The organism is Castellaniella sp. GW247-6E4, from assembly GCF_040276065.1.
Taxonomy (GTDB): domain Bacteria; phylum Pseudomonadota; class Gammaproteobacteria; order Burkholderiales; family Burkholderiaceae_B; genus Castellaniella.
This window is the reverse complement of record NZ_JBELOI010000010.1, coordinates 126477-151595: the sequence shown is the minus strand read 5'-3', so window position 1 is coordinate 151595 and position 25119 is coordinate 126477. Positions and strand designations below refer to the sequence as shown.

The 25119-nt window shown below is 66.1% G+C and carries 23 protein-coding genes; 18 read left to right on the top strand and 5 right to left on the bottom strand.

Features of this window, described 5'->3' with window-relative positions:
- Positions 1-2: 2 nt before the first annotated feature.
- On the bottom strand, positions 3-875 hold the full coding sequence (locus ABS761_RS13405; protein ID WP_350408839.1) for a helix-turn-helix domain-containing protein: 873 nt from the start codon (positions 873-875) through the stop codon (positions 3-5).
- 224 nt (positions 876-1099) lie between these two features.
- Between ABS761_RS13405 and ABS761_RS13400 the strand changes: the two genes are divergently transcribed.
- The 11 genes from ABS761_RS13400 (at position 1100) to ABS761_RS13350 (ending at position 12270) form a co-directional block, all read left to right on the top strand.
- Positions 1100-2164 carry a TRAP transporter substrate-binding protein gene (locus ABS761_RS13400; RefSeq protein ID WP_350408838.1) on the top strand — a complete coding sequence of 355 codons (1065 nt, stop codon included), beginning with the start codon at positions 1100-1102 and terminating at the stop codon, positions 2162-2164.
- Positions 2165-2177: 13 nt separating this feature from the next.
- Positions 2178-2765: a TRAP transporter small permease gene (locus ABS761_RS13395; protein WP_350408837.1), complete on the top strand. Its 588-nt coding sequence runs from the start codon at positions 2178-2180 to the stop codon at positions 2763-2765.
- Between the two features lie 12 nt (positions 2766-2777).
- Positions 2778-4088 carry a TRAP transporter large permease gene (locus ABS761_RS13390; protein ID WP_350408836.1) on the top strand — a complete coding sequence of 437 codons (1311 nt, stop codon included), beginning with the start codon at positions 2778-2780 and terminating at the stop codon, positions 4086-4088.
- A gap of 19 nt (positions 4089-4107) precedes the next feature.
- Positions 4108-5469, top strand: a complete 1362-nt coding sequence (allB, locus tag ABS761_RS13385; RefSeq protein ID WP_350408835.1) for an allantoinase AllB — start codon at positions 4108-4110, stop codon at positions 5467-5469.
- On the top strand, positions 5448-6803 hold the full coding sequence (locus tag ABS761_RS13380; protein WP_350408834.1) for an MmgE/PrpD family protein: 1356 nt from the start codon (positions 5448-5450) through the stop codon (positions 6801-6803). The genes allB and ABS761_RS13380 overlap by 22 nt, the downstream gene beginning before the upstream one ends.
- A 217-nt stretch (positions 6804-7020) precedes the next feature.
- The gene (locus tag ABS761_RS13375) at positions 7021-8028 is read left to right on the top strand and encodes a TRAP transporter substrate-binding protein (protein ID WP_350408833.1); all 1008 of its coding nucleotides are present in this window, start codon (positions 7021-7023) and stop codon (positions 8026-8028) included.
- Positions 8029-8038: 10 nt separating this feature from the next.
- Entirely contained in the window at positions 8039-8569 is a 531-nt protein-coding gene (locus ABS761_RS13370) for a TRAP transporter small permease (protein WP_350408832.1), read from the top strand.
- Positions 8566-9858 carry a TRAP transporter large permease gene (locus ABS761_RS13365; RefSeq protein WP_350408831.1) on the top strand — a complete coding sequence of 431 codons (1293 nt, stop codon included), beginning with the start codon at positions 8566-8568 and terminating at the stop codon, positions 9856-9858. Before ABS761_RS13370 ends, ABS761_RS13365 begins: the two co-directional genes overlap by 4 nt.
- 11 nt (positions 9859-9869) lie before the next feature.
- Entirely contained in the window at positions 9870-10745 is an 876-nt protein-coding gene (locus ABS761_RS13360) for a polysaccharide deacetylase family protein (RefSeq protein ID WP_350408830.1), read from the top strand.
- A gap of 12 nt (positions 10746-10757) precedes the next feature.
- Positions 10758-11531: a GntR family transcriptional regulator gene (locus ABS761_RS13355; RefSeq protein ID WP_350408829.1), complete on the top strand. Its 774-nt coding sequence runs from the start codon at positions 10758-10760 to the stop codon at positions 11529-11531.
- Between the two features lies 1 nt (position 11532).
- Positions 11533-12270, top strand: coding sequence for an aspartate/glutamate racemase family protein (locus ABS761_RS13350; protein ID WP_350408828.1), 738 nt, complete (start codon positions 11533-11535; stop codon positions 12268-12270).
- Positions 12271-12340: 70 nt separating this feature from the next.
- Here ABS761_RS13350 and ABS761_RS13345 read toward each other — a convergent pair whose 3' ends face one another.
- Genes ABS761_RS13345 through ABS761_RS13330 form a run of 4 tightly spaced genes read right to left on the bottom strand, consistent with a single transcriptional unit; the run spans position 12341 to position 16699 of the window.
- Complete coding sequence (locus tag ABS761_RS13345; protein ID WP_350408827.1) at positions 12341-13834, bottom strand: phosphotransferase; 1494 nt, start codon at positions 13832-13834, stop codon at positions 12341-12343.
- Positions 13834-14601 (bottom strand): SDR family NAD(P)-dependent oxidoreductase, encoded by a 768-nt coding sequence (locus tag ABS761_RS13340; RefSeq protein WP_350408826.1) that lies wholly within the window; start codon positions 14599-14601, stop codon positions 13834-13836. The genes ABS761_RS13345 and ABS761_RS13340 overlap by 1 nt, the downstream gene beginning before the upstream one ends.
- A 38-nt stretch (positions 14602-14639) precedes the next feature.
- The gene (locus ABS761_RS13335) at positions 14640-15830 is read right to left on the bottom strand and encodes an acyl-CoA dehydrogenase family protein (protein ID WP_350408825.1); all 1191 of its coding nucleotides are present in this window, start codon (positions 15828-15830) and stop codon (positions 14640-14642) included.
- 56 nt (positions 15831-15886) lie between these two features.
- The gene (locus ABS761_RS13330) at positions 15887-16699 is read right to left on the bottom strand and encodes a DUF169 domain-containing protein (RefSeq protein WP_502881437.1); all 813 of its coding nucleotides are present in this window, start codon (positions 16697-16699) and stop codon (positions 15887-15889) included.
- A 130-nt stretch (positions 16700-16829) separates the two neighbouring features.
- Between ABS761_RS13330 and ABS761_RS13325 the strand changes: the two genes are divergently transcribed.
- From ABS761_RS13325 to ABS761_RS13295, 7 genes are all read left to right on the top strand, one after another.
- The gene (locus tag ABS761_RS13325) at positions 16830-17861 is read left to right on the top strand and encodes a TRAP transporter substrate-binding protein (protein ID WP_350408824.1); all 1032 of its coding nucleotides are present in this window, start codon (positions 16830-16832) and stop codon (positions 17859-17861) included.
- Positions 17862-17906: 45 nt separating this feature from the next.
- A complete protein-coding gene (locus ABS761_RS13320; protein WP_350408823.1) occupies positions 17907-18413 on the top strand; it encodes a TRAP transporter small permease in 507 nt (168 codons plus the stop codon).
- A 61-nt stretch (positions 18414-18474) separates the two neighbouring features.
- Entirely contained in the window at positions 18475-19788 is a 1314-nt protein-coding gene (locus tag ABS761_RS13315) for a TRAP transporter large permease (RefSeq protein WP_350408822.1), read from the top strand.
- Positions 19789-19845: 57 nt separating this feature from the next.
- Positions 19846-20646 carry an enoyl-CoA hydratase/isomerase family protein gene (locus ABS761_RS13310; RefSeq protein WP_350408821.1) on the top strand — a complete coding sequence of 267 codons (801 nt, stop codon included), beginning with the start codon at positions 19846-19848 and terminating at the stop codon, positions 20644-20646.
- A 54-nt stretch (positions 20647-20700) separates the two neighbouring features.
- A complete protein-coding gene (locus ABS761_RS13305; protein ID WP_350408820.1) occupies positions 20701-21846 on the top strand; it encodes an acyl-CoA dehydrogenase family protein in 1146 nt (381 codons plus the stop codon).
- Positions 21846-22964, top strand: coding sequence for an MBL fold metallo-hydrolase (locus ABS761_RS13300; RefSeq protein WP_350408819.1), 1119 nt, complete (start codon positions 21846-21848; stop codon positions 22962-22964). The genes ABS761_RS13305 and ABS761_RS13300 overlap by 1 nt, the downstream gene beginning before the upstream one ends.
- The gene (locus ABS761_RS13295; protein WP_350408818.1) at positions 22961-25114 is read left to right on the top strand and encodes an acetate--CoA ligase family protein; all 2154 of its coding nucleotides are present in this window, start codon (positions 22961-22963) and stop codon (positions 25112-25114) included. The genes ABS761_RS13300 and ABS761_RS13295 overlap by 4 nt, the downstream gene beginning before the upstream one ends.
- Positions 25115-25119 lie beyond the last annotated feature (5 nt).

The following is a 25119-nucleotide window of genomic DNA, read 5'->3' as shown; positions in this document are numbered from 1 at the left end:
GTTCACGCCCGATGCGCCTGGCTCAGCACGAAGTCCCGGGCATCGGCGCCCGTCGTGGCGCCGGACCACAGGTCGGAGGCCAGGCGCGAGTAGAGTTTGACGGCCTCGGGCGCCTCGGAAATCATGGCGATGCCGCGCTGGATATTCAGAGGGGGCGCGAGGCGAAAGGGGCTGGTCACCACGACTTGCCGGCCGTCCCTGCGGATCAGCGCGAAGCCCGTGCTGGGCAGGGGCTCGAACAGAATGCCGATCTGGATGCCGATCGGCGGGTGGGCGATGTGCCGGGCCAGGACTTCGAGTTCGCGGGCGGCGACGCTGCGCTTGGCGCGCTGGTCCGTTTGTGAGGAATCGGCGGCCGCCATTCCGAAGCGCGCATATTGCATGATGTCGGCCGCTGAGAGCACGACGGTCACGTTTGGCGCCGCCTGCTGGAAAGCCGCTTTGCGGCGCATCAGGATGTCCATCAACTCGCCCACGATCTGCGGGCCTGGGCGGCCGGCGATCTCTCCGGTGCATTGCTCCATCAGCGATGCGCGCAGCGCCTCGTCGTACTCTGCGGATGTCAGCAAGGAGAACACGGGGGCGAAGGCGACGAAGATGCGGGCGCATCCGCTCTCGAGCTGGCGCAGGCGCTCGAAGTAGGTCACCGCGGATGCGATGTATTCCACGCCGACGCCGAGGAGGGTCTCGAGCGAGACGCCCAGCAGTGAGGCGACCCTTTCGAGCAGCCCGATCCGGTCGATGCCGTGGCTCTCGAGCCGGTAGACTGTGGCCCGCGATACGCTGAGCCTGTCGGCGACGTCATTGGCGCTGAGCCCCGCGCCGATGCGGTAGGCGTGCAGGCGCTGTCCGATTTCCGCGAGTTTCGATGCCATGGATCGGCCCTTTCATGACGGCCGCCGAGCGGGCGGTGCGCCCCCGGAGGCCTTTGGGTTCTTCCCGGACGGCTTGTCTCGTATTTTGAGACAAGTCTTGCAGATTCAAATTGCCTTGTCACACATCGGCTCATATAGTAGCTCGAAACGATACCCCAGGGCACATGACAACATGCTCAGAAATTGAGACGGCAGTAGACCGGGGCTGACAAAGGAGGCTGGAGATGAAGATCGATAGGGGTTTTGCCGCAGCGCTTGTTTCAATGGTTCTGTGGTCCGCGGGCAGCGCCGGCGTCGCGGCGCAAGAGTCCTACCCCCTGAGGGCGGTGGGTACGTTCCAGGGGCAATTGCAGAGTTCAGAGGTCGAGAGGCCGTTCTTCGAGGGGCTGTCCAAGGCCACGGATGGGCTCTTTCAGCCACAGTTCAAGACCGCCGACGAGGTCGCGCTCAAGGGATTCGATGCCTTGCGGCTGCTCAAGCTCGGTGTGTTCGATGTGATGGAGATCCAGGTGGGCTATGTCAGCGGCGATGACCCATTCCTCCTGGGGCTGGATCTGCCGGGCGTGGCACCCGATCTCGAGACCGAGCGCAAGGTCGTGGACGCGTTCCGGGATGATTTTTCGCGCCGCATGCTGGACAAGCACGGTGCGCTCACGCTGGCGCTCTGGCCTTTCCCCGGCCAGGTGTTCTTTTGCAAGGGCGACGTAAAGGGGCTCGCCGGCCTCAAGGGTAAAAAGATTCGCAGCTTCACGCCCGAGATGGGCAAGCTCATCGAGCACCTGGGCGGGACCCCCGTATCGCTGGCGTTCTCGGAGGTCTACCAGAGCCTGCAGCGTGGTGTCATCGATTGCGGGATCACGGCCACCCTGTCGGGCAACACGTCGAAATGGTACGAGGTCACCGATCACATCTATCCGCTGTCCATCGGCTGGGGCATCCAGGCGCACGTGGTGAGCAAGGCGTATTTCGACAAACTGTCGCCCAAGGCGCAGGCGGTCTTGGTCGAGCAGTTTCGCGGCCTGGAGGCCGCCATGTGGGACCTGGCCTTCAAGACCTTCGACGACGGCGTCAATTGCAATATTGGTGCCGCCGATTGCAAATACGGCACCAAGGCGGCAATGACGCGGGTGCCGGTGCTGCCCGAGGACAAGGCAGCGCTGCGCGAGGCGGCCCGAACGGTCATCCTGCCGGACTGGAGCAAGGACTGTGCGGCGACCCATCCCGGTTGCGCGGCGGCCTGGAACGGCAGCGTCGGCAAGGCGGTCGGGCTTTCCGTGGTTGTGGATTGATTGCGGGGCCCAGATGGATACGCGGACCCCACCAGTGGATGGCGCGTCTTCCGGGATGCCGCCCGGCCGGGATGAGGTGATCGGCGGCCGGCTCATCGACAGCATCGTGCTGTTGGCGGGGTGGGCGCTGCTGGCCTTGTCGCTGGCCATCGCACTCGAGATTCTGCTCAGGAAATTCCTCAACACCTCTTTGCAGGGCGTCGATGAGATGGGCGGCTATGTGCTGACGGCGGCATCGACGGTCGGTTTCACTTACGCGATGATCATGCACCGGCATATCTGTGTCGACCTTCTGGTCAAGCGGCTGCCGGCCCGTGGGTTGTTGTTGTCGGCGGGTCTGGCACACCTGCTGCTGGCGGTGTTTGCGGGCACGCTGACGTGGCGCGCCGCGCTGGTCTTGCGAGACTCCTGGGATCTCAAGGCCATCGCCCCGACGCCTCTCAAGACCCCGCTGGTGATCCCGCAGTCGATCTGGTGTCTCGCCCTGGCGATCTTCACGATCTTTGCCGCCTGGCTCGCCGTGCGGCTGCTGAGGGGCGCGTTCGGCCCATCCTCCCAGGCCTTGGCGGCCTCCATCCAGGTCGAAGAAGACGGACGCTGACAGGAGCGGAAAATGGTGGATCCAATGACCTTCGTCATCTGTTTCCTGGGCGCCTTGATCATCCTGGGGGCGGCGGGCATTCATGTGGCGGTCATCATGTTCGTGATCGCGGGGGTGACCGCACTGATCACGCTGGGCCCGGCGATCGTGATGAATATCGGCAATCTGGCCTGGGCCACGCAGAATGATTTCATCCTGGTGTCCGTGCCCCTGTTCATCCTGCTGGGCGAGCTGCTGCTGCGCGCCGGCCTGAGCGAGCGGATGTACGCGGCCCTGGCCGCCTGGACCAGCAAGGTCCCCGGGGGCCTGCTGCATACGAACATCGTCAGTTGCGGCCTGTTCGCGGCGACGTCGGGCTCCAGCATCGCAACGGCCGCGACGATCGGCACGGTCGCCCTGCCAGCGTTCAGGGAACGCGAGTACGACGAGCGCATCGTGCTCGGCTCCCTGGCCGCCGGCGGCACGCTGGGTATCCTGATACCGCCGAGCATCAATATGATCGTCTACGGCGCGATGACCGACACCTCGATCGGCCGCCTGTTCGCCGCGGGCGCGATTCCCGGCCTGGTCCTGATCGCGCTGTTCATGCTCACGATTGCCGGGCTTGCGCTCTGGAGGCCGGCGATCGCCGGCAAAGGGGAAAAGCCGGTGGACTGGGCGACCCGGCTGATCATGCTCGTCGACCTGGTGCCGTTGATCATCGTCGGCCTCATCGTGATGGGCAGCATCTATGCCGGATGGGCCACCGCCACCGAGGCGGCCGGCCTGGGGGTCGTGGCCGCGCTGGTCATCGTGGCGCTCTACGGGCGGCTGTCGATCCGGATGCTCAACGCTGCGTTTCGCTCGACCATCCGCACCACGGGAGTCGTTCTCCTGATCGTGGTCGCCGCGTTCTTCCTCAATTTCGTGATCAGCCTGCTGGGTGTGCCCCAGGCCATCGCATCCTGGATCCGGGACATGGGCATCAGTCCTTTGCAGACGATTCTGGTCCTGGTCCTGCTGTATCTGGTGCTGGGCTGCTTCCTGGAAACCTTGTCGATGATGGTGACGACGATTCCCGTGGTCACGCCCTTGGTGGTGAGCCTCGGTTTCGACCCCGTGTGGTTTGGCGTGTTCCTGGTGGTGATGGCCGAGTTGTCGCTGATCACTCCACCCGTGGGCATGAATCTGTATGTCGTGCACGGAATCCGGGGTCCGGGCCGGGACATCACCGAGGTCATGGTCGGGGCGGCGCCGTTTGTCGCGACCATGCTCCTGCTGACCGGCCTGTTGATCGCTTGGCCACAACTCGCCCTGTGGCTGCCGGATCGGCTTTATCAATGAATCTTTGAAGGGTCCCCTCATGACACCTGTTCCCGATCTCTTGATCGCCCATGGCACGGTCGTCCTGCCCGAAGAAACCGTGCAGGCGAGTGTTGCTGTCAAGGATGGAAAGATCGTTGCCATCGGCGATCCCCGCTACATGCGTGCGGCCTCCCGCACGCTGGACGCCAGGGGACTGCATGTCCTGCCCGGCGCCATCGACGTGCACGTGCATTTCCGCGACCCGGGGATGCTGTACAAGGAAACGTGGCAAAGCGGCTCGGCGGCGGCGGCGGTCGGCGGCGTGACGACGGTGTTCGACATGCCCAACACCGATCCGGCCACGTCCTCGGTGGACAATCTGGCGATCAAGCGCGCGCGCGCGGCGTCGCTATCGCATGTGAACTACGGCCTGTACGGCGTGCTGGACGACAGCAGCTTCGAGCATCTCGATGATTTGGCGCAAGCGGGGGTGATTGGCTTCAAGTGCTTCATGAGCGAGACGACCGGTGACCTGCCGAATCCGGACGATGGCCTGATCTACGAGGGGCTGTCCGTGATCGCCAGGCACGGGATCAGGACAGCCGTCCATGCGGAAAACGCGGCCATCCTGATCCGCCGCCGTGACGCGTTGATACGCGCCGGGCGGACGGATGGCCTGGCGCACGCCGAGTCACGTCCCGAGGTTTGCGAGGTCGAGGCTCTGAGCCGGGCGATCGCCATGGCCTCGTCCGCCGGCGCGCCCCTGCACATGGCGCATACGAGCTCGGCGCAGGGCGCTCAGCTCATCCGGGACGCCAAGGCCCGCGGCGTCGATTTGTCAGCCGAGACGTGTCCGCATTACCTGTTTTTCGACCGCCAGGACATCCAGCGTTTCGGCGGGATGCTGCGCGTCAATCCGCCGGTGCGCGGCGAAGCCCACCATGCGGGCCTCTGGGAGGCCCTGCTCGATGGCACCATCGACATGATCGCCACCGATCACGCGCCACACACCATGGAGGAAAAAACGCAGCCCAGCATCTGGGACTGCTGCCGGGGTGTCATCGGCATCGAGACGCAGATGGCGGTCATGCTCACCGAAGTGCAGCGCGGCCGGATGAGCATCGAGACCTACGTGCGCCTGAGCGCCCTCAATCCGGCCCTGCGCTGGAATCTTCATCCCGCCAAAGGCTCGATCACGGCAGGCGCCGATGCGGACATCGCGATCGTGGACCTGGGCGTCGAGGAGCGCATCGACCAGGAGACGCTGCATTCCCTGAACCGCATCTCCCCCTGGCATGGACGGCTGATCACTGCGAGGCCTGTGCATACGATTGTGGGCGGCCGCCTCGTCGTCGAGAACCGCCGCCTCGTGGGTGAGCCGGGCTGGGGCCGCGAGGTGTGCCCCTCCCGTCCGGCATGAGCGTGGGCGACGCCTCGGCGATCCGCGCGCTGTGCGCCTGGGCGTCCCGGGCGGCGAGGGATGCCGACCTGCCGGCGCGCATACTGGCCAAGGCGGCTCGGATATCGGCCGACAATGTGGCATGCGCCATTGCCGCCTCCTTTGATCCTGTCGCCGATTCGCTGCACCGGCGTGTGGCGGCGGTCGGGGGCGAATCGCGCCTGTGGACGGCCGAGCCGCTCTGCGCGGATCGCAGGAATGCGGCGCGCATCAACGCCATTCGCTCGAACTGGGCGCAGCTCGATGAGGGGCACAGCGACGTCATGTGCCATGCGGGGCTCTATACCGTGTCCCCGGCGCTGGCCGAGGCGCAGGCCGAAGGGCTCGGCTTGCACGCGGCCTTGACCGCGATTGCGCTGGGGTACGAGATCACGTGCCGGACAGCCCTGGCCTTGCGGTTCGATTCCGGCGTCCCGCATCCGCATGCCGCCTGGAGCGCCTATGGCTCCGCCGCGACGCTCGCGGCCTTGCGCAAGTACGGGCCGGACGAATGGGAACGCTGCCTCGGAGCGGCGGCGGCCATGGCCATGGCCGCGCCGTTCGACCTGGCGCGCAAGGGCCATGAGGTGATTGATTTGTCGGCCGGGGTCGGGGTGGCGGCGGGTTTCGATTGCGCCGATGCCGCGGCCCAGGGGTTCGGCGCCGATGCGGCGGGCATGCTCGCGACCTACCGCGGGATTCTCGGCGCGAGGTTCCATGCCGCGCCCTTGCTCGATGGCCTCGGGCGCTCTTGGTTGATCGAGCGCGGATACCACAAGCAGCACGCCTGCGCACGTCAGGCCCATGCGGCGGTCGAGGCTCTGCTGGCGCTGCGGGCGCGGGTTCTGGAGGCCGGCATTCGGCCCGGGAGTGTCCGCTCGATACGGCTCGAAGTGTCGCCCTTGGCGCTGCTGTTGAACGACCCCGAGCCATCGACCGTGCTGGGCGCGCGGTTCTCTCTGCCCCATGTCGCGGCGGTGACCTGGATCCAGGGCGATGCCGGGGTGTCGGCGTTCAGCGCCGCCTCGCTGTGCGACCCCGCGGTGGCCGCGCTGCGGGCGAACGTCTCATTGGAATGCGCGGAGGAGGACGGTTCGCGAGGCGCTCATGGCGCCTTGGCAGAACTTGTCTTCGAGGACGGAACGTCCTTTTCCCAACGCTGCGACCGGGTTTCCGGCGGTCCGGAGCTGCCTTTCACCACGGCCGACCTCATGCTCAAATGCAAGACCCTGTCAGGGGGCGCCCTGGCGCCCTTGTTCGCTGCGCTGTTGGAATCCAATGGCGACGACGATCCCCTGGCGCCGATCCCGCTCTAGCGCGTCGCCGCGCCGGCCTCCTGTGCCGGCGCGGCGTCCTGCTGTGGCGGGATGTGTTTTTCGCACTGAACCCACAGTCTCCACGTTTACCCTGATTTTCGAGATCGAGCACGATTAGTGCTTGCTCCTTGTCGTCGATCGGATGTAATTTGTGCACAATCCAATATGGATTGAGAACAAATTTCACCCGAACCTCCACGACTTTGCGAGACCGATCATGCAGACTTTCAAGACAAGCCTTGCTTTCAGGGCACCGCTGGGCATCGTTGCGTTTGTGAGTACCTTGTTGTTCACCGCCGCCGCCCCCGCGTCGGCCGCGGATCTCAAGATGGCGTCCGGCTATCCGGACGCCAATTACCTGACGGTGACCGTCAGGGACTTCATCGCCGACGCCGGCAAGCGCAGCGGCGGCTCCCTGAGCATCGAGCTGCACAACAACCAGACGCTGGTCAAGCTGCCCGACATGATGCGGGCGGTCCAGACCAACCAGGTGGCCCTGAGCGATGTGCGGCTGGGCAATTACGGCAACCAGGATCCGGTGTACATCCTGGACGCCATCCCATTCCTGGCGGGCGACTATGACGGCGCCCAGAAGCTGTGGCAGGCCTCCAGGCAGTACCTCACGGATTCCTTTGCCCAGCGCGGGATGAAGGTGCTGTTCGCCATGTGGAACCCGCCGCAGGGTTTCTATACCCTCAAGCCCGTGTCCAAGGCCGAGGATCTGGCGGGCCTGAAGATGCGGGTCTACAGCACCGAGACGCGCCGCATGGGCGACTTGCTGAAGGCCGAGCCCTTGATCGTCCAGTTCGGCGAGATTCCGCAGGCGTTTTCCACGGGCCTGATCAATGCCATGTTCACCTCGCCGCAGACCGGCATCGACACGCAGGCGTGGGATTTCGTCAAGCATCTCACCATGGTGGGCGCGCTGTTCACCAAGCAGGTCGTGGTCATCAATAGCGAGGTGTTCGGCAAGCTCTCCAAGGCCGAGCAGGACGCGCTGGTCGAGGCGGGCAAGGCGGCCGAGCAGGCCGGCTTCGAGCGCATGAAGGCGCTGACGACCGAGCAGCTCGCCCTCATGACCCGCAAGGGGGTGGAGGTTGCGCAGGCCTCGCCGGCCTTTATCGGGCAGCTCAAGGCCGTGGGCGTGCAAATGGAGGACGACTGGAAGGCCAAGGCATCGGCCGGGCAGCGGGCGGTTCTCGACGCATACCTGGGCATGAAGTAGGGTGGCGCCCATGGACCGCTTGATCCGGTGGGCCGGGGCCTTGTCCGTGCTGTGTCTGTGCGGCATGGTCCTGATCCTGGCCGCGACCCTGGCCTTGCGTCCGGTCGGAATTCTCGTGCCCTCGTCGGAAATCATCGTCACCTTCCTGATGGTGGGCATGGCCCTGTTCGGCTTTGTCTATGCCTATGCCGAGGGCGTGCACGTCCGGGTGGATGCGCTGTACCAGCGGATGCCGGCGTCCGTGCGCCGCGGGGTGGGCATCCTCAACCATGTCGGCGGCGCGCTGCTGTGCGCGGCCCTGACCTTTCACGCGGGCGCGCTGGCGTGGATGGCGTTCCGTTTCAATGACCTGAGCGATGGCCTGGTCGCCATTCCGATGTGGATTCCGCTGAGCACGATTCCGCTGGGCTTTGGGCTGCTAGGGCTTGCGCTGCTGCGCGATGGCTGGCGGCTCGTGCGCGGTCGCGAGGTGCGTTTCGGGGTCAGTGAAATGGATGGCGCGGTCGCGATGGCGTCCTCGGCGCGGGAGGATGGATCATGACCGGGACCTTTCTCATTCTTGTCGGCCTCCTGGCCGTGCTGCTCGCGCTCGGGTTCTGGGTCGGGCTGGCGCTGCTGGTGGTGGGCATTGCCGGCTTGGTGATGCTGGACGCGAGCAATGCCGGCGGACTGGTCGCGTCCTCGGTGTTCTCGTCTCTGGACAGTTGGCCCCTGACGGCGTTGCCGCTGTTCCTGTTGATGGGCGAGCTGTTGTTTCATTCCAAGCTCTCGGAGAACATGTTCAAGGGGTTTGCGCCGCTGGTGCGCTGGTTGCCGGGCCGCCTGCTGCACGTGAATGTGCTGGGCTGCGGCGTGCTGGCGGCCATTGTCGGCTCCAGCGGCGTGTGCTGCGCGACGATCGGCCGGATGTCGGTGCCCGAGCTGACGCGGCGCGGCTACCGCGAGAGCATGATCATCGGCACCCTGACCGGATCGGGCACGCTCGGGCTGCTGATCCCGCCGTCCATCATGATGATCGTCTATGGCATCGTCAGCCAGACCTCCATCGCGCGCCTATTTCTGGCGGGGGTGCTGCCCGGCCTGTTGCTGATGGCGCTGTTCATGGGTTATATCGCCGTCTGGGCGATGCTCAATCGCGAGGGCGTGCCCACACAGGCCAGCGATGACCAGGTGCGTTGGCGCGACGTGGGGCGCATTGTGCCGCCGATCGTGTTGGTGTTTTTTGTGATCGGCAGCATCTACGGCGGCTGGGCGACGCCCACCGAATCGGCCGTCATCGGCGTGGCGGGCGCGATTGTACTGGCCGGAATGGGCGGCTCGCTGTCCCGCGCCATGCTTGGAAACGCGCTCACCGGCACGGTCAAGACCTCGACCCTGATCCTGTTGATCATCGCCGGCGCCTCGGTGCTGACGACGGCCCTGGACTATTCCGGCATTCCCAAGTACGCCGCCCAGGCCGTGCTGGCCATGAACCTCGGGCAGTACGAGCTGCTTGCCGCCTTGACCGTCCTCTACCTCGTCCTGGGCTGCTTTCTGGAAGGGGTGTCGATGATCGTGCTGACCGCCTCGATCGTGCTGCCGATGACGCAGGCGGTGGGCATCGATCCGGTCTGGCTGGGCATTTATCTGGTGGTGATGGTGGAGCTGGCGCAGATCACACCGCCAGTCGGCTTCAATCTATTCATCCTCCAGGCCCTGACCGGGCGCAGCCTGCTCACCGTGGCGCGCGCCTCCATCCCGTTCTTTTTGCTGCTGATCGTCGCGATCATCCTGCTCGCGGCGTTTCCCGAGATCGTGTTGTATCTACCCAGGACCATGATTGGCCGTTGAGGATAAACAATATGCGTGATTTGGTGGGTTATGGAAACCAGCCGCCGGCGGTGGCTTGGCCGGGGGGCGCGCGGGTTGCTGTCTCGTTCGTGCTGAACTTCGAAGAGGGGGCGGAATTCAGCATCGCCGACGGGGATGCGTTCAATGAGTCCGTCTACGAGGTCATCGACCAGCAAACGGTGCTGGACCCTTGTATCGACACGCATTTCGAGTATGGCACGCGGGTCGCGTACTGGCGGATCGTGGACCTGGCCGAGCAGTACGGCGTGCCCATGACCGTCAGCGCCTGTGGTCGCGCGGTCGAGCGCTCGCCCTGGCTGGTGCGGGATGCGGCCCGCCGCGGGCATGAGATCTCGGCCCACGGTTTTCGCTGGGAAACGCACGCCGGCATGCCCCTCGATGCAGAACGCCGGGCGATCGCCGCCACCGTCGAGGCCATCCGCGCGGCGGTCGGCAAGGCGCCGGTGGGCTGGCACACACGCTCGGTGCGCACCGAGAACACCCGCTCGCTGTTGCGCGAGCAGGGTTTCCTCTACGATAGCGATGCCTATAATGACGACACGCCGTACTTCGTGGACGTGGATGGCGCGCGACATCTGGTCTTGCCGTATTCATTCGACACCAACGACATGCAGTTCCAGCACACCAATCGTTTCGATACAGGCGCCTCATTCGCGACGTACGTCTGCGACGGATTCGACTGGCTGGCGCGCGAGGGCGATCGCTTTCCCCGCATGCTGTCGATCGGGCTGCACCTGCGGATGATCGGCAGGCCGGCGCGCATGGGCGCCCTCGAACGCATATTCCAGCACCTTGCGGGGCACAAGGGCGCATGGATCGCGACGCGCGAGCAGATCGCGCGGCACTGGATCGACAACGCCTCCTAGGGTGACAGGCCGATGATGGGACGGTTCGACGATCAGGAAATCTACGCCATTCTTTCCGAGGCCCTGCTGTCCGGGCGGCTGATGGCCGGCGCCAAGCTCGGCGAGCAGCGGCTGGCGGCGGTGTTCGGCGTGACGCGCGAGCGGATCCGCAAGGTGCTGCTGCGCCTGGGCCACGAGCGCCTGATCGAGACTTTTCCCAATCGCGGGGCCTATGTCGTCAATCCCAGCATCGAGGATGCGCGCGAGATCTACGAGGCGCGGCGGATCGTCGAGGGCGGCATCGCCTGGCGGCTGGCCGAATGCCTGAACGACGAGCAGAAAACCCTGCTGCGCGCTCATTTCACCAGCGAGCGGCAGGCGCACCAGCACAATAGCCGCGCCGATTCGGTGCGCCTGTCCGGCGAGTTCCACACCCTGCTGGCGCGCATGGCGGGGAACGAATTCGTGATGCGCACCATGCAGGAGCTCGTCGCCCGCACCTCCATGCTGGTCGCGCTCTTTGAGGACAGCAATGCGTCGGAGTGCGCGGTCGAGGAGCACGAGGAAATTCTCGTCGCCCTGGAGGGCCGCAATCCGGCGGCGGCGGCGCATGCCATGATGGTGCACCTCGCCTTGATCGAGACGCGGCTGCATCCGCGCGCCGTGCCGCACGGCAAGGCCGACTTGTTGCCCGCGCTGAAGGCGGCCATCGACGCCTATGTCGCCCGGACGGGAGGGCGGGGCGCGGATGCCGCTGCGCGCGGCGGCCATGAGCCCTCGAGCCTGGGCGCGCGGGAGCCCGCCTGACATGGACGTCCTGCTGCTGAACCCGAACACCTCGGCCGACATGACCGCGCACATCGTCCGCGAGGCCGGCCGGCACAGCGGGGACGGTATCGCGCTGGTGCCCGCCACCGCCCGATTCGGCGGCGCGGTCGTGGCGTCGCGCGCCTCCTATGCGATCGCCGCCCATGCGGTCCTGGATACCTACGCGCGCCACATCGCCGCCCATGCCGGGCGCGCCGACGCCGTCGTGATCGCCTGCTTCGGCGATCCCGGGCTGGAGGCGCTGCGCGAGCTTGCCGCGGTCCCGGTGATCGGCCTGTTGGAGTCGGCCGTCGCCGAGGCGGCCCGCGTTGCGGGCCCCTTCGGGATCGTCACCGCCGGACCCGCCTGGGTGCCGATGCTCGAGGAGCGCGTGCGCGCGACGCCGCATGCGGGGCTGCTGCGGGGTGTGTTCGCCATCCAGACGACGGGCCTGGATGTCACCCGCGATCCCGGCCGCTTTGCCGGTGTCTTGCAAGAGGCTGTCGATGCGGCGGTGGCGGCGGGGGCCGGCGCCGTGATCCTGGGCGGATCCGCCCTGGCGGGATTCGGGCCGCGCCTGTCCACGCCCGCCCGCCTGATCGACCCGCTCGAGGCGGCGATGGCCGAGGCGCGGCGGCTGGCTGGCGCGGTGGCGGCGAGGCCCGAGGCACCGCCGATCGCCTACGAGGGCCTGGGCCCGGAGCTGGCCGAGCTGCTGCGGCCGCCCGCGACCGCCTGATCGGTGGGCTCGACGGCTGTGCGCGGGGCCGGCCCGTGGTCCGGGGCGGCCCCGCCCTCAGGCGGGTTCGTCATGGCGTCGTCGCGCGCCCCAGGCGTTTTGGGTTGCTCAGCCTGAGTTTCAGGCCCAGCAGGGTGTCGACGAGGGCGCACAATGCGGATTGTTGCGCATCGGAAAAGATCCCTTGCCGGATGTCGCGGACGAGGCCGGGCAGGCCGGAGTCGGGGGGGGTCAACCCCAAGGCCCGGTAGAACGCGTCGATCGCCTGTTGCTGCGCCTCGAGGGTGGGGCTGCCGATGTCCAGTTCACGCGCGGCGATGTCCATGGCATGGGCGATCATGCGGGTGTCGTACGTCCGGTTGGATGGCAGGAGCGGCAGGATCTCGCGCAGCAGCACCTGTCGGGCCGTGCGCAGCAGGGCGGCCCCGTCGGGCTGATCGGCCGGCGGGCCGGCCGGGCGCGCGGCGGGCGTGGGGATGGATTCCGGGGCCGTCTCGGGAATCGTGGTGCCGATCGACGCGAGGAACAGTCGCAGGTGGCCCATGAGGTCTTGCTGGATTTCCGGCAGGATGCGTCCCGTCAAGGCAAGTTCCAGCGATTCCTGCTGGCCCGAGCGGTGGCGGTGCGATTGCTCCAGCGCCACGGCGGCCCAGCGCACGCAGGCCATCAGTTCCCAGTAGACGACCCGTTGTGGATCGATGCGCCGGACCGAGACGCTCTCGTAGCCGGCGAACAGGTCCGCCTTGTCGCCCACGCCGCCCGCCTCGCGCTCGGGACGGCCGAAGCGCCAGCAGGCCGCGCACATCCAGCCCAGGTCCTCATAGGGGTCGCTCCACGAGGCGAACTCCCAGTCCAGGATGGCGGTCAGCTCGCCCTGGCTCACCAGATAGTTGCCCGAGCGGAAATCGCCGTGGCTCAGGACGCACGCCTGGTCCTCGGGGATGTGTCGGCCGAGGTGCCACAGGCCCAGCTCGATGGCCGGGTGGCACTCGCCGAGCCGCCGCAAGGTCCGCCGGCATTCGTCGAGGCGCCGTTGGGCGGCGTTGGGCTCTGGCCGGGCCAGAAAGGGCAGCGTTTCAGTCGACCACTCGATGCGGTGCAGCAAGGCGAGGTTGCGGCCCAGTTCGAACATCAGGGATTGGCGCTGCGCGGCGGTGAGCGCCTGGTCCTTGACCAGCCCGCGCGCCCCGGCGTCGCCGGCGGCGCGTTCCATGATGTAGAACTCGCCGCCCAGCGGGTTGGGGCCGGCGCACAGCCACAGGGGGCGGGGGGCGCGGACGCCGGCGCGGTGCGCCGTTTGCAACACCTCGAATTCCTGCGAGCGGCCGAGGCTCGTGGACAGCGCGGCGGGCGCATTGCAGCGCACCACCCAGTGGTGCTCGCCAGGCATCGAGCCGCCGGCCATGCGCACGTGCAGGCCATGGTTTTCCTGTACCGCGCCGCCCGAGAGCTGCTGGAAGTCCAGCGCCTCGATGGCGTCGGCGCCGGTCTGGGCCTGGATGAATTCCAGCAGGTATGCGAGTTTCGGCGAATCCGGCACCGTCCCCTCCGTTCCGGTCTGCATCACAGCGCCGATTGCAAATGGCCGCCATCGACGACGATAGAGCTGCCTGTCATGAAGGCGCTGTCGTCGCTCGCGAGCAGCAGCAGCGGCGCGCGCAGGTCCTGCACCAGGCCGAGCCTGCGCATGGGGACCCTGCGCAGGAGGGCCTTGCCGGGATCCGTCTCGAAGAATGCGGCATTCAGCGGCGTATTGACGTACCCGGGGGCGAGCGCGTTCACGCGGATGCCGTGCCGCGCCCACTCGAGCGCCAGGCAGCGCGTCATCTGCTCGAGCCCCGCCTTGGCCACGGCGTAGGGCATGACCGCGCCCGACACCCGATGCCCGAGGATCGAGGTGATGTTGATGATGGCGCCGGGCTTGCTCGCCTCGATCAGGCGCCGGGCGGCCTCGCGCGCAACGAACCAGCAGCCGGTGAGGTTGGTGCCGATGATCTGGCGCCAGTCCTCGGGCGACACGTCCAGGGCCGCGCGGGTGATCGCCACCCCGGCGTTGCAGACGATCACGTCGGCCACGGCGCCCAGGCGCTCGATGGCCTCGAAGCCGGCGCGCACGCCGTCCTCGTCGGTCACGTCCATGGTCACGGCGTGTGCGGTGCCGCCCGCGTCCTGGATGCCGCGGACGACGGCGTCCAGGGCCTCGCGGCGCCGGCCCGCGAGGATGACGGATGCGCCGCTGTCGGCCAGCATGCGGGCGAACTCGGCGCCCAGGCCGCCCGAGGCGCCCGTCACCAGGGCGGTTTTACCGTTTAAGTCGTATGTGCTTTGCATGGCGCCTCCGATGCCCGCCTTCGAATCCGCGGGCGTATTCAATGCTGTGCGGCCGCCTGGACGGCGCGCTTGATCTTTTTCGCCAAGGACCATTTGTGGACCTCGGTCGGGCCGTCGTAGATGCGGAAGGCCCGGGTTTCGCGAAAAACCTGTTCGACGATGGAATCTCGGGATAAGCCCATGCCGCCCATGGTCTGGACGCAGCGGTCGGCCACCCGGAACAGCGCATCGGCGACGGACGCCTTGGTCATCGAGCTCTCGGTGGTGGCCATGCTGCCCGTATCCAGCTCCCGTGCGCACCAGTCAATCATCAGGGCCGCCTGCTGCAGGTCGATCTGGTTGTCCGCCAGCATGAAGCCGACCCCTTCGTGGTCGATCAGCGCCTTGCCGAAAGCCTGGCGCGTCACCGCATAGCGGCAGGCGATTTCATGGGCCCTGACGGCCGATCCGAACCACCGCATGCAGTGCGACAGCCGCGCCGGCGAAAGCCGCACCTGTGCATAGCGAAAGCCCTGATCGACCTCGCCCAGCACGCTGTCGTCGGGCACCCGCAGGTTGTCGATCGTAACCGATGCGTGGCCGCCCGGCATCGAGTTGTCGATGGTGTCGATCAGGCATTCGATGCGGATCGCGGGGTGGGGCAGGTCCACCAGGAACATGGTGGCCTGCACGGTGTCGCCCGTGCCGGTGCGGGCCATGACGATGCCGACCTCGGCGCCCTGCGCCCCGGTGATGAAGGCTTTGCGGCCGTTGATCACCCATTCGCCGCCCTCTCGATGCGCCGTGGTTTGCAGCATCGACGGGTCCGAGCCGGCGCCGCCTTCGGCGGCCGGCTCGGTCATGAAGAACGCGGAGCGGGCCTCGCCGGATACGAGCTTTTCGAGGAAGCGCCGTTTCTGCCCGGCATTGGCCACCTTGCCCAGCAGGTACATATTGCCCTCGTCCGGCGCCATGGTGTTCAGGGCCACGGGCCCCAGGGGCGACAGGCCCGAGCGCTTGAGGATGGCGGCGGTCTCGAGCTGGGTCATGTGCGAGCCGTCCGGCAGGATGTGCGGCGTCATCAGTCCCGCCGCGCGGGCCTTGCCCCTGAGCTCGGTGGTGAGGCTGTGGTCGGGGCCGTGGCTGGTGCGGCGCTCGTCCTTCTCGTAGGGAATCACGATCTCGCGGACAAAGGCCTCGACGCGCTCGCCCAGGTCTCGGCTGCGTTCGGAGGGGTAGGGAGTAAACATGCTTGCTTCCTTATAAAAAGCCCGCGCGGGGCGCGGGCGGCGGGGCCGGCGGTCTCTCAGCTTTTGTAGCTGGCCGCCATGCCCGCCCGGACGTCCATCTGGATACCGTAGTTGGCGAACGGATAGCGCAGGCCGTTCATGGACAGCGCATGCATTCCATTCAGGGCCTTGGCGATATCCTCGGTCGTGAGCGCCATCAGCATTTCCTCATCGAGCACCCCGCCGTAGCGCCGTTCCGCGAAACAGGGGATGGACAGGCTGGGCTCGCGGGTCTTGAGCGCCCGGCCCCAGGAATCCGCGCACGACGATTCGCCCACGACGCCCCATTCAAAGTTGCGGTAGTTGCGCCATTGCAGTCCGTTGATGAAATAGATCATCGCGCCCGGGGTCGCGTAGAACAGGGCGATGTCCGGCGTGCCCAGCGTGTCCTCGGGCTTGCCCGACCACTTGCGCAAGGGGGCGGCGACCAGCGCCCGGTAGGTCCCGAGCGGGACGCGGTGCATCGCCGACTGGTGGCGGGTGGCGTCCTCGACGGTTTCGAACCACACGCCCTTCATGTGCTCGCCGGTGTGCCAGGCCGGGTCATCCTTGCCCAGGCCGACCACGAAGCGGCATTGATCGCCGATGAGGTCGTCGGCCGTGATGCCGACCGTCCATCCCAGGCGGGTGGCCTGCGCCACGATCTGGTCCATGGTGTGGATGCTCTTGGGTCGCCGCACGCGCGGGATGGCCTCCATGTCCTCGACGGACTCGAGCAGTTTCATGCCGATGGGGGGCACTTTGAGCTTGAGCATCCCTTCCAGCTCGCTGGCAAGCTCGGCCAGCGTCCGGGTTTCGACGGGGACGACGCCGGGTTTTTTGTCTGTCATGGTCTAGGCCTCAATGTCTTGATTTGTACTACAATTTTGTAGTATAAAGTTTACGGATAATTCTGGCAGATGTGAAGTGCCATCGCCACGATTGTTCTGTTGTCATAAACAAAGTACCCAGGAGACAGACATGATTACTCTAGGTAAAGTGGTTCCGCGGACGTTCTGGTCGGGCTTGGCGCTGGTGGCGGCGTCCTCGCTGGTCACCATGCCCGCGCACAGTAAGACCGTATTCAATGCCGCCTTCTATCAGCCCGCCGGCAACCCGATCGTCGAGCTGGCCCGCGACGCCTTGAACAACATCGAAAAGGAAACCGAAGGCCGCGTGTCCTTCAAGGTGTTCCCCAGCTCCACGCTCGTGCCGACCAAGGAAATGGGGACCGCGGTGGACGAGGGGACCGCCTTCATGGCGATCTGGTACATGCCCTACATGTCCAAGACCATCCCGCTGTTCAACATCGAGACCGTCCCCGTCTGGACGGCGGGCACCTGCGAGGCCATCGTCAATACCTATGAAAATGGTTTGAACGATCTGTACAGCAAGGCGCTCGAGCGTCAGAAAATGCCCAACATCAGGGTCGCGGGCGTTTCGATGTGCCTGCCCCGGGTCCTGGGGATGACGAACAAGCAGGTCAAGGTGCCCGACGACGTCAAGGGCATGCGCATCCGCAGCGTGGCCGCCGAGGCCGAGATGTTCAGCAGCATCGGCGCCAATCCCGTGAACATGACCAATGACCAGGTCTACGAGGCATTGTCGCGCGGCATCGTCGACGGCATGACGAATGCGTTCAACGTCATGGACGAGCGCCGCGACCTCGAGATGATCAAGTACGTCACCAATACGGACCTGACCTGGGTGCTGATGCACGTGATCTACAATCAGAAAATGCTGGAAAAGCTCGACTCCAAGGATCGCGGGATCGTCGAGGCCGGCATGAAAAAGGTCGCCGAGCATGTGCGTAACGGCTTGCAGGCGCGTTCCGACAAGTCCGTGGCCGAGGCCCCGGGCAAATACAAGGTCACCGTCTATCAGCCGAACGAGGCCGAGCGCAAGCTGTGGCTCCACGCGGCGGACAAGACCCGTCTCGAGTTCGAGGCCCAGGCGGACAAAGATCCCCTGATCAAGGAAGGCCTGTCGTACGTTCACAAGTACAACCCATAAGACAAGACGGATGGCGCCGGCGGGGCACGGCACATGGAGACGACCATGCAATCGGAACCTTCGAAAGAGCACGTTTTCTTCAGGTGGATCGACAAGGTCGTTTCCTTGTTCGAAACCCTGGCTTTGCTGGCGCTGTGGGCAATGGCGTGCTTGTTGATGTACGACATCATCCTGCGCTATGTCCTTGATCGTTCGTCGGATTGGTCGCTCGATGTGGTCCAGCTCGTCCAGGTGACACTGGCGTTCGCCGCCGCCGCTCCGGTCCTGCGGATCGGCGGGCACATCAATATGGAAGCCCTGCCGGCCTTGCTCAGCGCACACACCCGGCACGGGCTCGATATGCTCAGCAACGGCATCTGCACCTTGGGCTGTCTGTACATGGTGGTCATCTCCTGGCGGACGTTCGTGCGCAGCTACGAGATGTCCGAGCTCGCCTATGCGGTGGCGATTCCCTTGTCTCCGTGGAAATTGTTCATCGTGCTGAGCTTTTTCCTTCTGGCGTTGCAGTTCTTCAGATCCTTCGTCGGCAATGTAAGGGCCAGGAGCGCCTGATCGGCGCGCCTGGACCCGCCTGCGCTTTCGTGTATCGCTCTAGAATTCCAGAGGAAACCCCATGACACCCGACTCGATTGGGCTGATGATCTGCCTGGGTTTGATGATTTCCTTCCTGATCATCGGCATGCCGATTTTCATGGCCTTGCTGCTGGCGGGCATCGGCGGGATGCAATACCTGATCGGTTTCGACGGTATGGCCAATATCGTCGGCAAGCTCGCCTTCAACCAGCTTTTGGGCTATCCGCTCCTGGCGGTGCCGATGTTCATCTTTATGGGGAATTTGCTGACGACCCATAAGATGGGCGACGAGCTGTTCAACGGTTTATATAAATGGTTCGGGGCGCTGCCCGGGGGCCTGGCCATCGCGTCGACGGTGGTCTGCGCGATCTTCGGCTTCATGAGCGGCTCGAACACGGCGGCCGCGGCCACGATCGGCTCGGTCGCCATCCCCGCGATGGAGCAGCGCAAGTACGCCAGGACCCTCAGCCTGGGAACCCTGGCGGTGGCCGGAACGCTGGCCGCGCTGATTCCGCCCAGCACGATCATGCTGATCTACGGCGGCGCCGCCTCGAACGTCTCCATCGGCAAGGTCTTCGTGGGCGGCATCGTGCCCGGCCTGCTCCTGACCGTGCTGATGTCGATCTACATCCTGATCTACGCGCGCCTCAATCCGACCTTGGCGCCCAGGGGCACCAAGAGCTCCCTGTATGAAAAGATCATCGGCCTCAAGGAGCTCGCCCCGGCGGCCGTGCTGTTCATCGTGATCATCGGCGGCATGTTCGTCGGGTTGTTCACCGCCATCGAGGCGAGCGCGGCCAGCGTGTTCGCGACGCTGCTGCTGCTGGTTTTCTATCGCCGCCTGAGCATCCCCCGGGTCGCGGAGGCCGCTCGCTCGACCATCAAGGTCGCGGGGATGATCTATATGATCATCATCGGCGCCTCGGTCCTCAGCCACGTGTTCTTCCTCACCGGGTTCAGCGATTTCGTCGCGGGCCTCATCACCGGGCTGGAACTGCCCGGCTGGGCGACGATGATCATGATCCTGCTCATCCTGACGGTGCTGGGCATGTTCCTGGACGTCATCGCGCTGATCATGATCGCCGTGCCGATTTTCCTGCCGATCGCCATCCACGCGGGCTATGACGGCGTGTGGTTCGGCGTGATGATGGTGATCGCCTCTGAAATGGCGCTGTGCACGCCGCCGGTGGGGGTCAATCTGTTCGTGATCCAGGGGATCGCCCCGCGCGGCACCTCGCTGATGACCGTGGCCCGTGGGGCGGCGCCCTTCATCGGTGTCATCTGGATCCTGCTGCTGATTTTGATTTTCTATCCGGAGGTGGTGACGTGGCTGCCCAGCAAGATGGCGTATTGAGGGCATGCGCCGCCCGGGCCGTTCGCGGCGTCGCGGGTGCGCGGGGGGCACGGCGATATGCGGGTTGATGAGTATGATGACCTCGAGTTCGCGCTGCGGGACGGTATCGCCCGCGTCTGGATCGCGCGGCCCGAGCGCAAGAACGCCCTGGGCGATCGGACGACGCGGCACCTGATCGAGGTCCTGGCGGCCATCGAGGCCGATCCCGAGGCCAAGGTCGTGATCCTGGCCGGCAAGGGTGGGGATTTTTCGGCTGGCGGGGATTTCAAGGATACGTTCGCGCGTGGCGAAGAGCGCTCGGCGCCACAATGGGCCGAGCGCATCCGCCAGGGTCCGAATCGCCTGGCCGAGCAGTTGCGGTCCCTGTCCAAGCCGGTCGTCGCCGCCATCGATGGGGTGGCGGTGGGCGGCGGGGCGACCATCGCCCTGGCGTGCGATCTGCGGATTGCGTCCGAGTCGGCGCGGTTCGCGTTTCCGTTTTCAAAGATCGGCCTGACGCCGGAATTCGGCTGTTCGTATCTGCTGCCCCGGGTGGTGGGGCTTGGCGCGTCGCTCGAACTGTTGCTGCTGGGCGATTTCATCGACGCGCGCGAGGCGCATCGGCTGGGCCTGGTGCATCGGGTGGTGCCGCGCGAGCGGCTCGACGACGAGGCCGAAGCCCTCGCCGCGCGGCTGGCGCAACGGCCGCCCGCGGCCTTGCGCGCGATCAAGCAGTTGCTCTATCACGCCATGTCGTCGGACATGGCCTCGGCGCTCGAGCGCGAGGCGCTGGCGCTGGGCGATGCATTCGTCAGTCCCGATCACCGCCAGGCGGTGCAAGCTTTCCTGTCGCGCGAGCGCGGCCCCGCCGGGAAATAAGGCTGGGCGTGGGCCCGGCTTTGCGGGCCATTCTTCTTTTAAGGTGTCGATGTCATGGATTTCAGTTTTACGACGGAACAGGATTTGCTCAGGGAATCGGTGCGCCGGTTCATGAAGGCCGAATGCACGCGAGAGTATGTGCGGCAGTGCAGCGATCATGACCGCTTTCCCGAGGAGCTCTACCAAAAGATGGCCCGGCAAGGCTGGATGGCGATCCCCTTTCCGGAGGAATACGGCGGCCTGGGCCTGGGTCCGATCGAGCTGGCGATCTTTCTCGAGGAGGCCGGCTATGGCTGGTATGGCGCGGGCAGCTCTTATTTCACCAGCGTGGTCCTGGGCGGCTACAACATCCTGCTGTCGGGCACCGAGGATCAAAAGAAAAAATACATCCCGGGGATTGCGGCCGGCGAGCTGAAGGTCGCCTTCGGACTCAGCGAGCCGAACGTGGGCTCGGACGCGGCCTCGGTCGAGCTCTTTGCCGAGGACCACGGCGATCATTTCGTCCTGAACGGCCAAAAGATGTTCACGACCAACGCCCACGTGGCCGATTACATCGTGACGGTCACCCGCACGATCCGCAGGCCCGAGAAAAAACACCACGGCATCACGCTGTTCCTGGTGGATGCGCGCAGCCCGGGGATCGAGATCCGCCCGCTGAAGCAGCTTGGACGCACCGCCACCCACACCAATGAGGTCTTCTTTCGCGATGTCGTGGTGCCGCGCGAACAGATGATGGGGACCTTGCACGATGGCTGGAACACCCTGACGCAGGGCCTGGGGGTCGAGCGCCTGAGCGTGGCGATGATGTACGCGGGGACCTCCCAGGCCATCATCGACTATGTCATGCAGTATGCCAAAGAGCGCCGGCAGTTCGGCCAGTCGATCTCCAAGTTCCAGGCGGTGCAGCACAAGTTCGCCGACATGCAGATGCAGGCCCACATCGCGCGCTTGATGGGCTATCACGTCGCCTGGCATCTGGCCGAGGACAAGCCGTGCTTCAAGGAAATGTCCATGGCCAAGCTCTGGGCGTCGGAGGCGCTCTTTGACATCGCCAACAACGGCGTCCAGATCATGGGCGGCTATGGCGTGCTCAAGGATTACGATATGGAAATGTACTTCAGGGACTCGCGCATCGGGATGATCGGCGCCGGCGCCTCCGAGATCCAGAAGACGATCATCGCCAAGCAGATGGGCCTGTGATGGGGGCCGTGCAGCCGCCGGTGGCCGCGCAGGGCCGCAGCTTCATTCCCGCGCAGTTCTGGCCGTGGCCTCGCGCGCTGGGGGATACCCGCGACAGCCCGGTGCGCATCGAGGTCGGTGTCCCGGTCGAAATGGCCGAGGACGTGTTCCTGCTGCGCCTGCCCCTGCCGTTCGCCTTGAACCACATCAACGTCTATCTGATCCGCGAGGACGAGGGCTGGGTGCTCGTCGATTGCGGGGTCGATACGGCCGAGTCGCGTGCAATCTGGGAGCGGATCGCCTCGCGGATATCGCCCTTGAATCGCATCATCGTCACGCACCACCATCCGGACCACATCGGGCTGGCGGGCTGGCTGGCCGAGCGCTTCGATGCCCCGGTCTCGATGACGGCGGGCGAATACGCCGTGGCGGGCCGCTATTCCGACCCGGACCGCGATATCATCGCCGAGCGGTTTCCCTTGTGGCTGGAGCACGGCCTGTCCAAGGAAAGGTCCACTGCGCTGCTCGCGCACATGCCGCGCTATGACGAGCAGGTCTCGCATCTGTCCGCCGACAGGGTCGGGTTCATCGACCCACAGCAGCCGGTGCGCATCGGGCAGCGGCTCTGGCAGCCGATCATCGGGCAGGGCCATGCGCCCGACCATCTCAGCCTGCTGGACGAGTCCGGCGCGCTGTTGATCGGCGGCGACCAGGTGCTGCCGACAATCACCCCGAATATCGCGGTGTGGCCCGGCGGCGACCAGAATCCGCTGGAATCCTATTTCCGCTCTCTGGACCGGTTTCTCGGAATGCCGGCGGATACGCTGCTGCTGCCATCGCACCGCCAGCCGCTGTACGGCGTGGCGGCCCGCGCGCGGCAGATCCTCGCGCATCACGACGACCGTCTGCGCGCCCTCTGGGAGGCGTGCGCGGACTGGACGAATGCCTGCGAGCTGCTGCCGGCCCTGTTCGGGCGCCCCTTGCGCGATGCCGAGATGGGCTTCGGGCTGGGCGAGGCCATCGCCCATTTGAATTACCTCGAGGGCCGGGGCTGCCTGGTCTCGGACCTGGATGGGAACGGCGTGCGCGTCTTCAGGCGCTGCGCGATATCTACGATCGATCAAGGAAGTCCCTCATGAAGTCTGCTGTCTCGCAGCGCGCGGCCGCGCAGGTGCACGGCATCGATGCGCTTTTCAATCCGTCCTCGATCGCGTTTCTCGGCGCGTCGGATCGTCCCAATACGCCGGCCTCGCGGGGCCTGCGCAATTGCCTGCGCCTGGGCTTCAAGGGCGCCCTGTATCCGGTGAACCCCAAGTACGAGACGCTGTTCGGCGTGCCCTGCCATGGGGCTCTGGCGGATCTGCCCGAGGTCCCCGAGCTCGTGATGATCGGCCTGGGCGCTGAAAAGACGCTCGATGCCGTGGCGGATTGCGAGGCGATGGGCGTCGGGACGGTCATCATCTGCAGCGCGGGCTGGGAAGAGCAGGGCGAGGAGGGTCGCGCCCGGGCGCGCGAGCTGGAAAAAGTCATCCAGCGCGGCCGCCTGCGCGTGCTCGGACCCAATTGCCTGGGCGCCGGCCATCCCGCCATCGGGATGTCCCTCGGGTACAACAGCTCGTTCGAGTCCCTGCGGCACGAGCGGCGGGGACGGATCGGGCTGGTGACGCAAAGCGGCGCCATGCTGGGCGGGCTCTTGCTCAATGCCGAGGATGCGGGCGCCGATGTCGCGCTCTATGCGCACATCGGCAACGGCATGGACATCGGCATGGAGGAAATCGCTGATTACCTGCTGGACCAGCCCGGCATCGGCGCGGTCGCCCTGATGATCGAGGGCCTCAGGGATCCCGCGCGTTTTCTGGCGGTCGCCCGCCGGGCGCAGAGTATCGGCAAGCCGATCGTGGCCTTCAAGGCCGGCCGCTCCGAACTCGGCCGCGAGGCGGTCATGTCGCATACGGGCGCGCTCGCGGGCTCGGACGAGGTGTTTTCCGCGATCTGTGAGGAAACCTCCATCATCCGGGTCGACGAGGCCGAGGATTTGCTGAGCAGCGCCGCTCTGCTGGCCCGCTGGCGGGACAAGCAGCCCGTGGGGCGCAAGGGACTCGTGGTGTTCACGTTGTCCGGGGGCGCGGCCTCCATCGTGGCCGACGACTGCGCAGCCGCGGGCCTGCCCCTGGCCGAGTTCTCGCCGGAAACGCATGCCAAGCTCGAGGCCCTGCTGCCGTTCTATGTCAAGGTCGGCAATCCTTTCGACGTGGGCGGCGCGGTCTTCAGCGACCCCGAGCTGCCGCGCGCGGCGATGGCGATCGCGTTGGCTGACGAGAACGTCGATTCGATCCTGTGGGTGGGCGTGGGCGCGCCGCGCGATGATCGTTCCAGGCTCTGGCTCGCCCAGGCCCTGGACGTCCTGTCCGATAGCGACAAGCCGGGGATTCTGGTGCCGGTCTCGGGATACCTGCAGGAGCCGGGCTTTGAGCGCGCCCGCGAGATGGGCGTGCCGGTGGCGCGCAGCATCCGCTCGGCGGTCGCCCTCGTGGCGCGCGCGCGCCAGGCGAATGAGGCGCCGCTGCCGCAAGGCAGCCTGGAGGGGTTCGATCTGCCGGCACTGCCGGCGGCCACGGACGGCGGCTTCATCGACGAGGTCCAGTCCAAGCGCCTGCTGGAGGCGCTGGGCATCCGGGTGCCCGAATCCAGGATCGCGAGCACGCTCGACGAGCTGGCGCGGCACGCCGATACGCTGGGCTATCCCCTGGTGCTCAAGGGCCTGGTGGAGGGGGTCATGCACAAGAGCGAGCTGGGCCTGGTCGCCTTGAACCTCGGCTCGGCCGACGCCGTGGTGGCGGCCGCGCAGGCCATGCAGGCGCGCAATCCCGAGACGCGCTTCAGCGGGTTCCTGGTCGAGCGCATGGCGCCAAAGGGTCTCGAGGTCGTTCTGGGCATCAAGCGCGACGAGTCGTTCGGCCCGATTCTCATGTTCGGCTTGGGGGGTATATTCGTCGAGATTTTCAAGGATGTGGCCTTCGGCGCCTGCCCGATGAGCCCGCAGCGCGCGCGCGCCTTGATCGACAAGACCAAGGCCGCGATTCGTCTGCGAGGGTTTCGCGGAGAGCCCGTGGCCGATGAGGACGCCTTGGTGGACGCGATGGTCCGGGTGTCGCGCTTCGCGGCCGGACATGCGTCCGAGATCCGCGAGATGGACATCAATCCGCTGTTGGTGTTGCCCAAGGGCGAGGGCGTCATCGCCCTCGATGCCATGATCCTGCGGGATGTCGCGACGCCGGCCCAGGGCTGATGGCG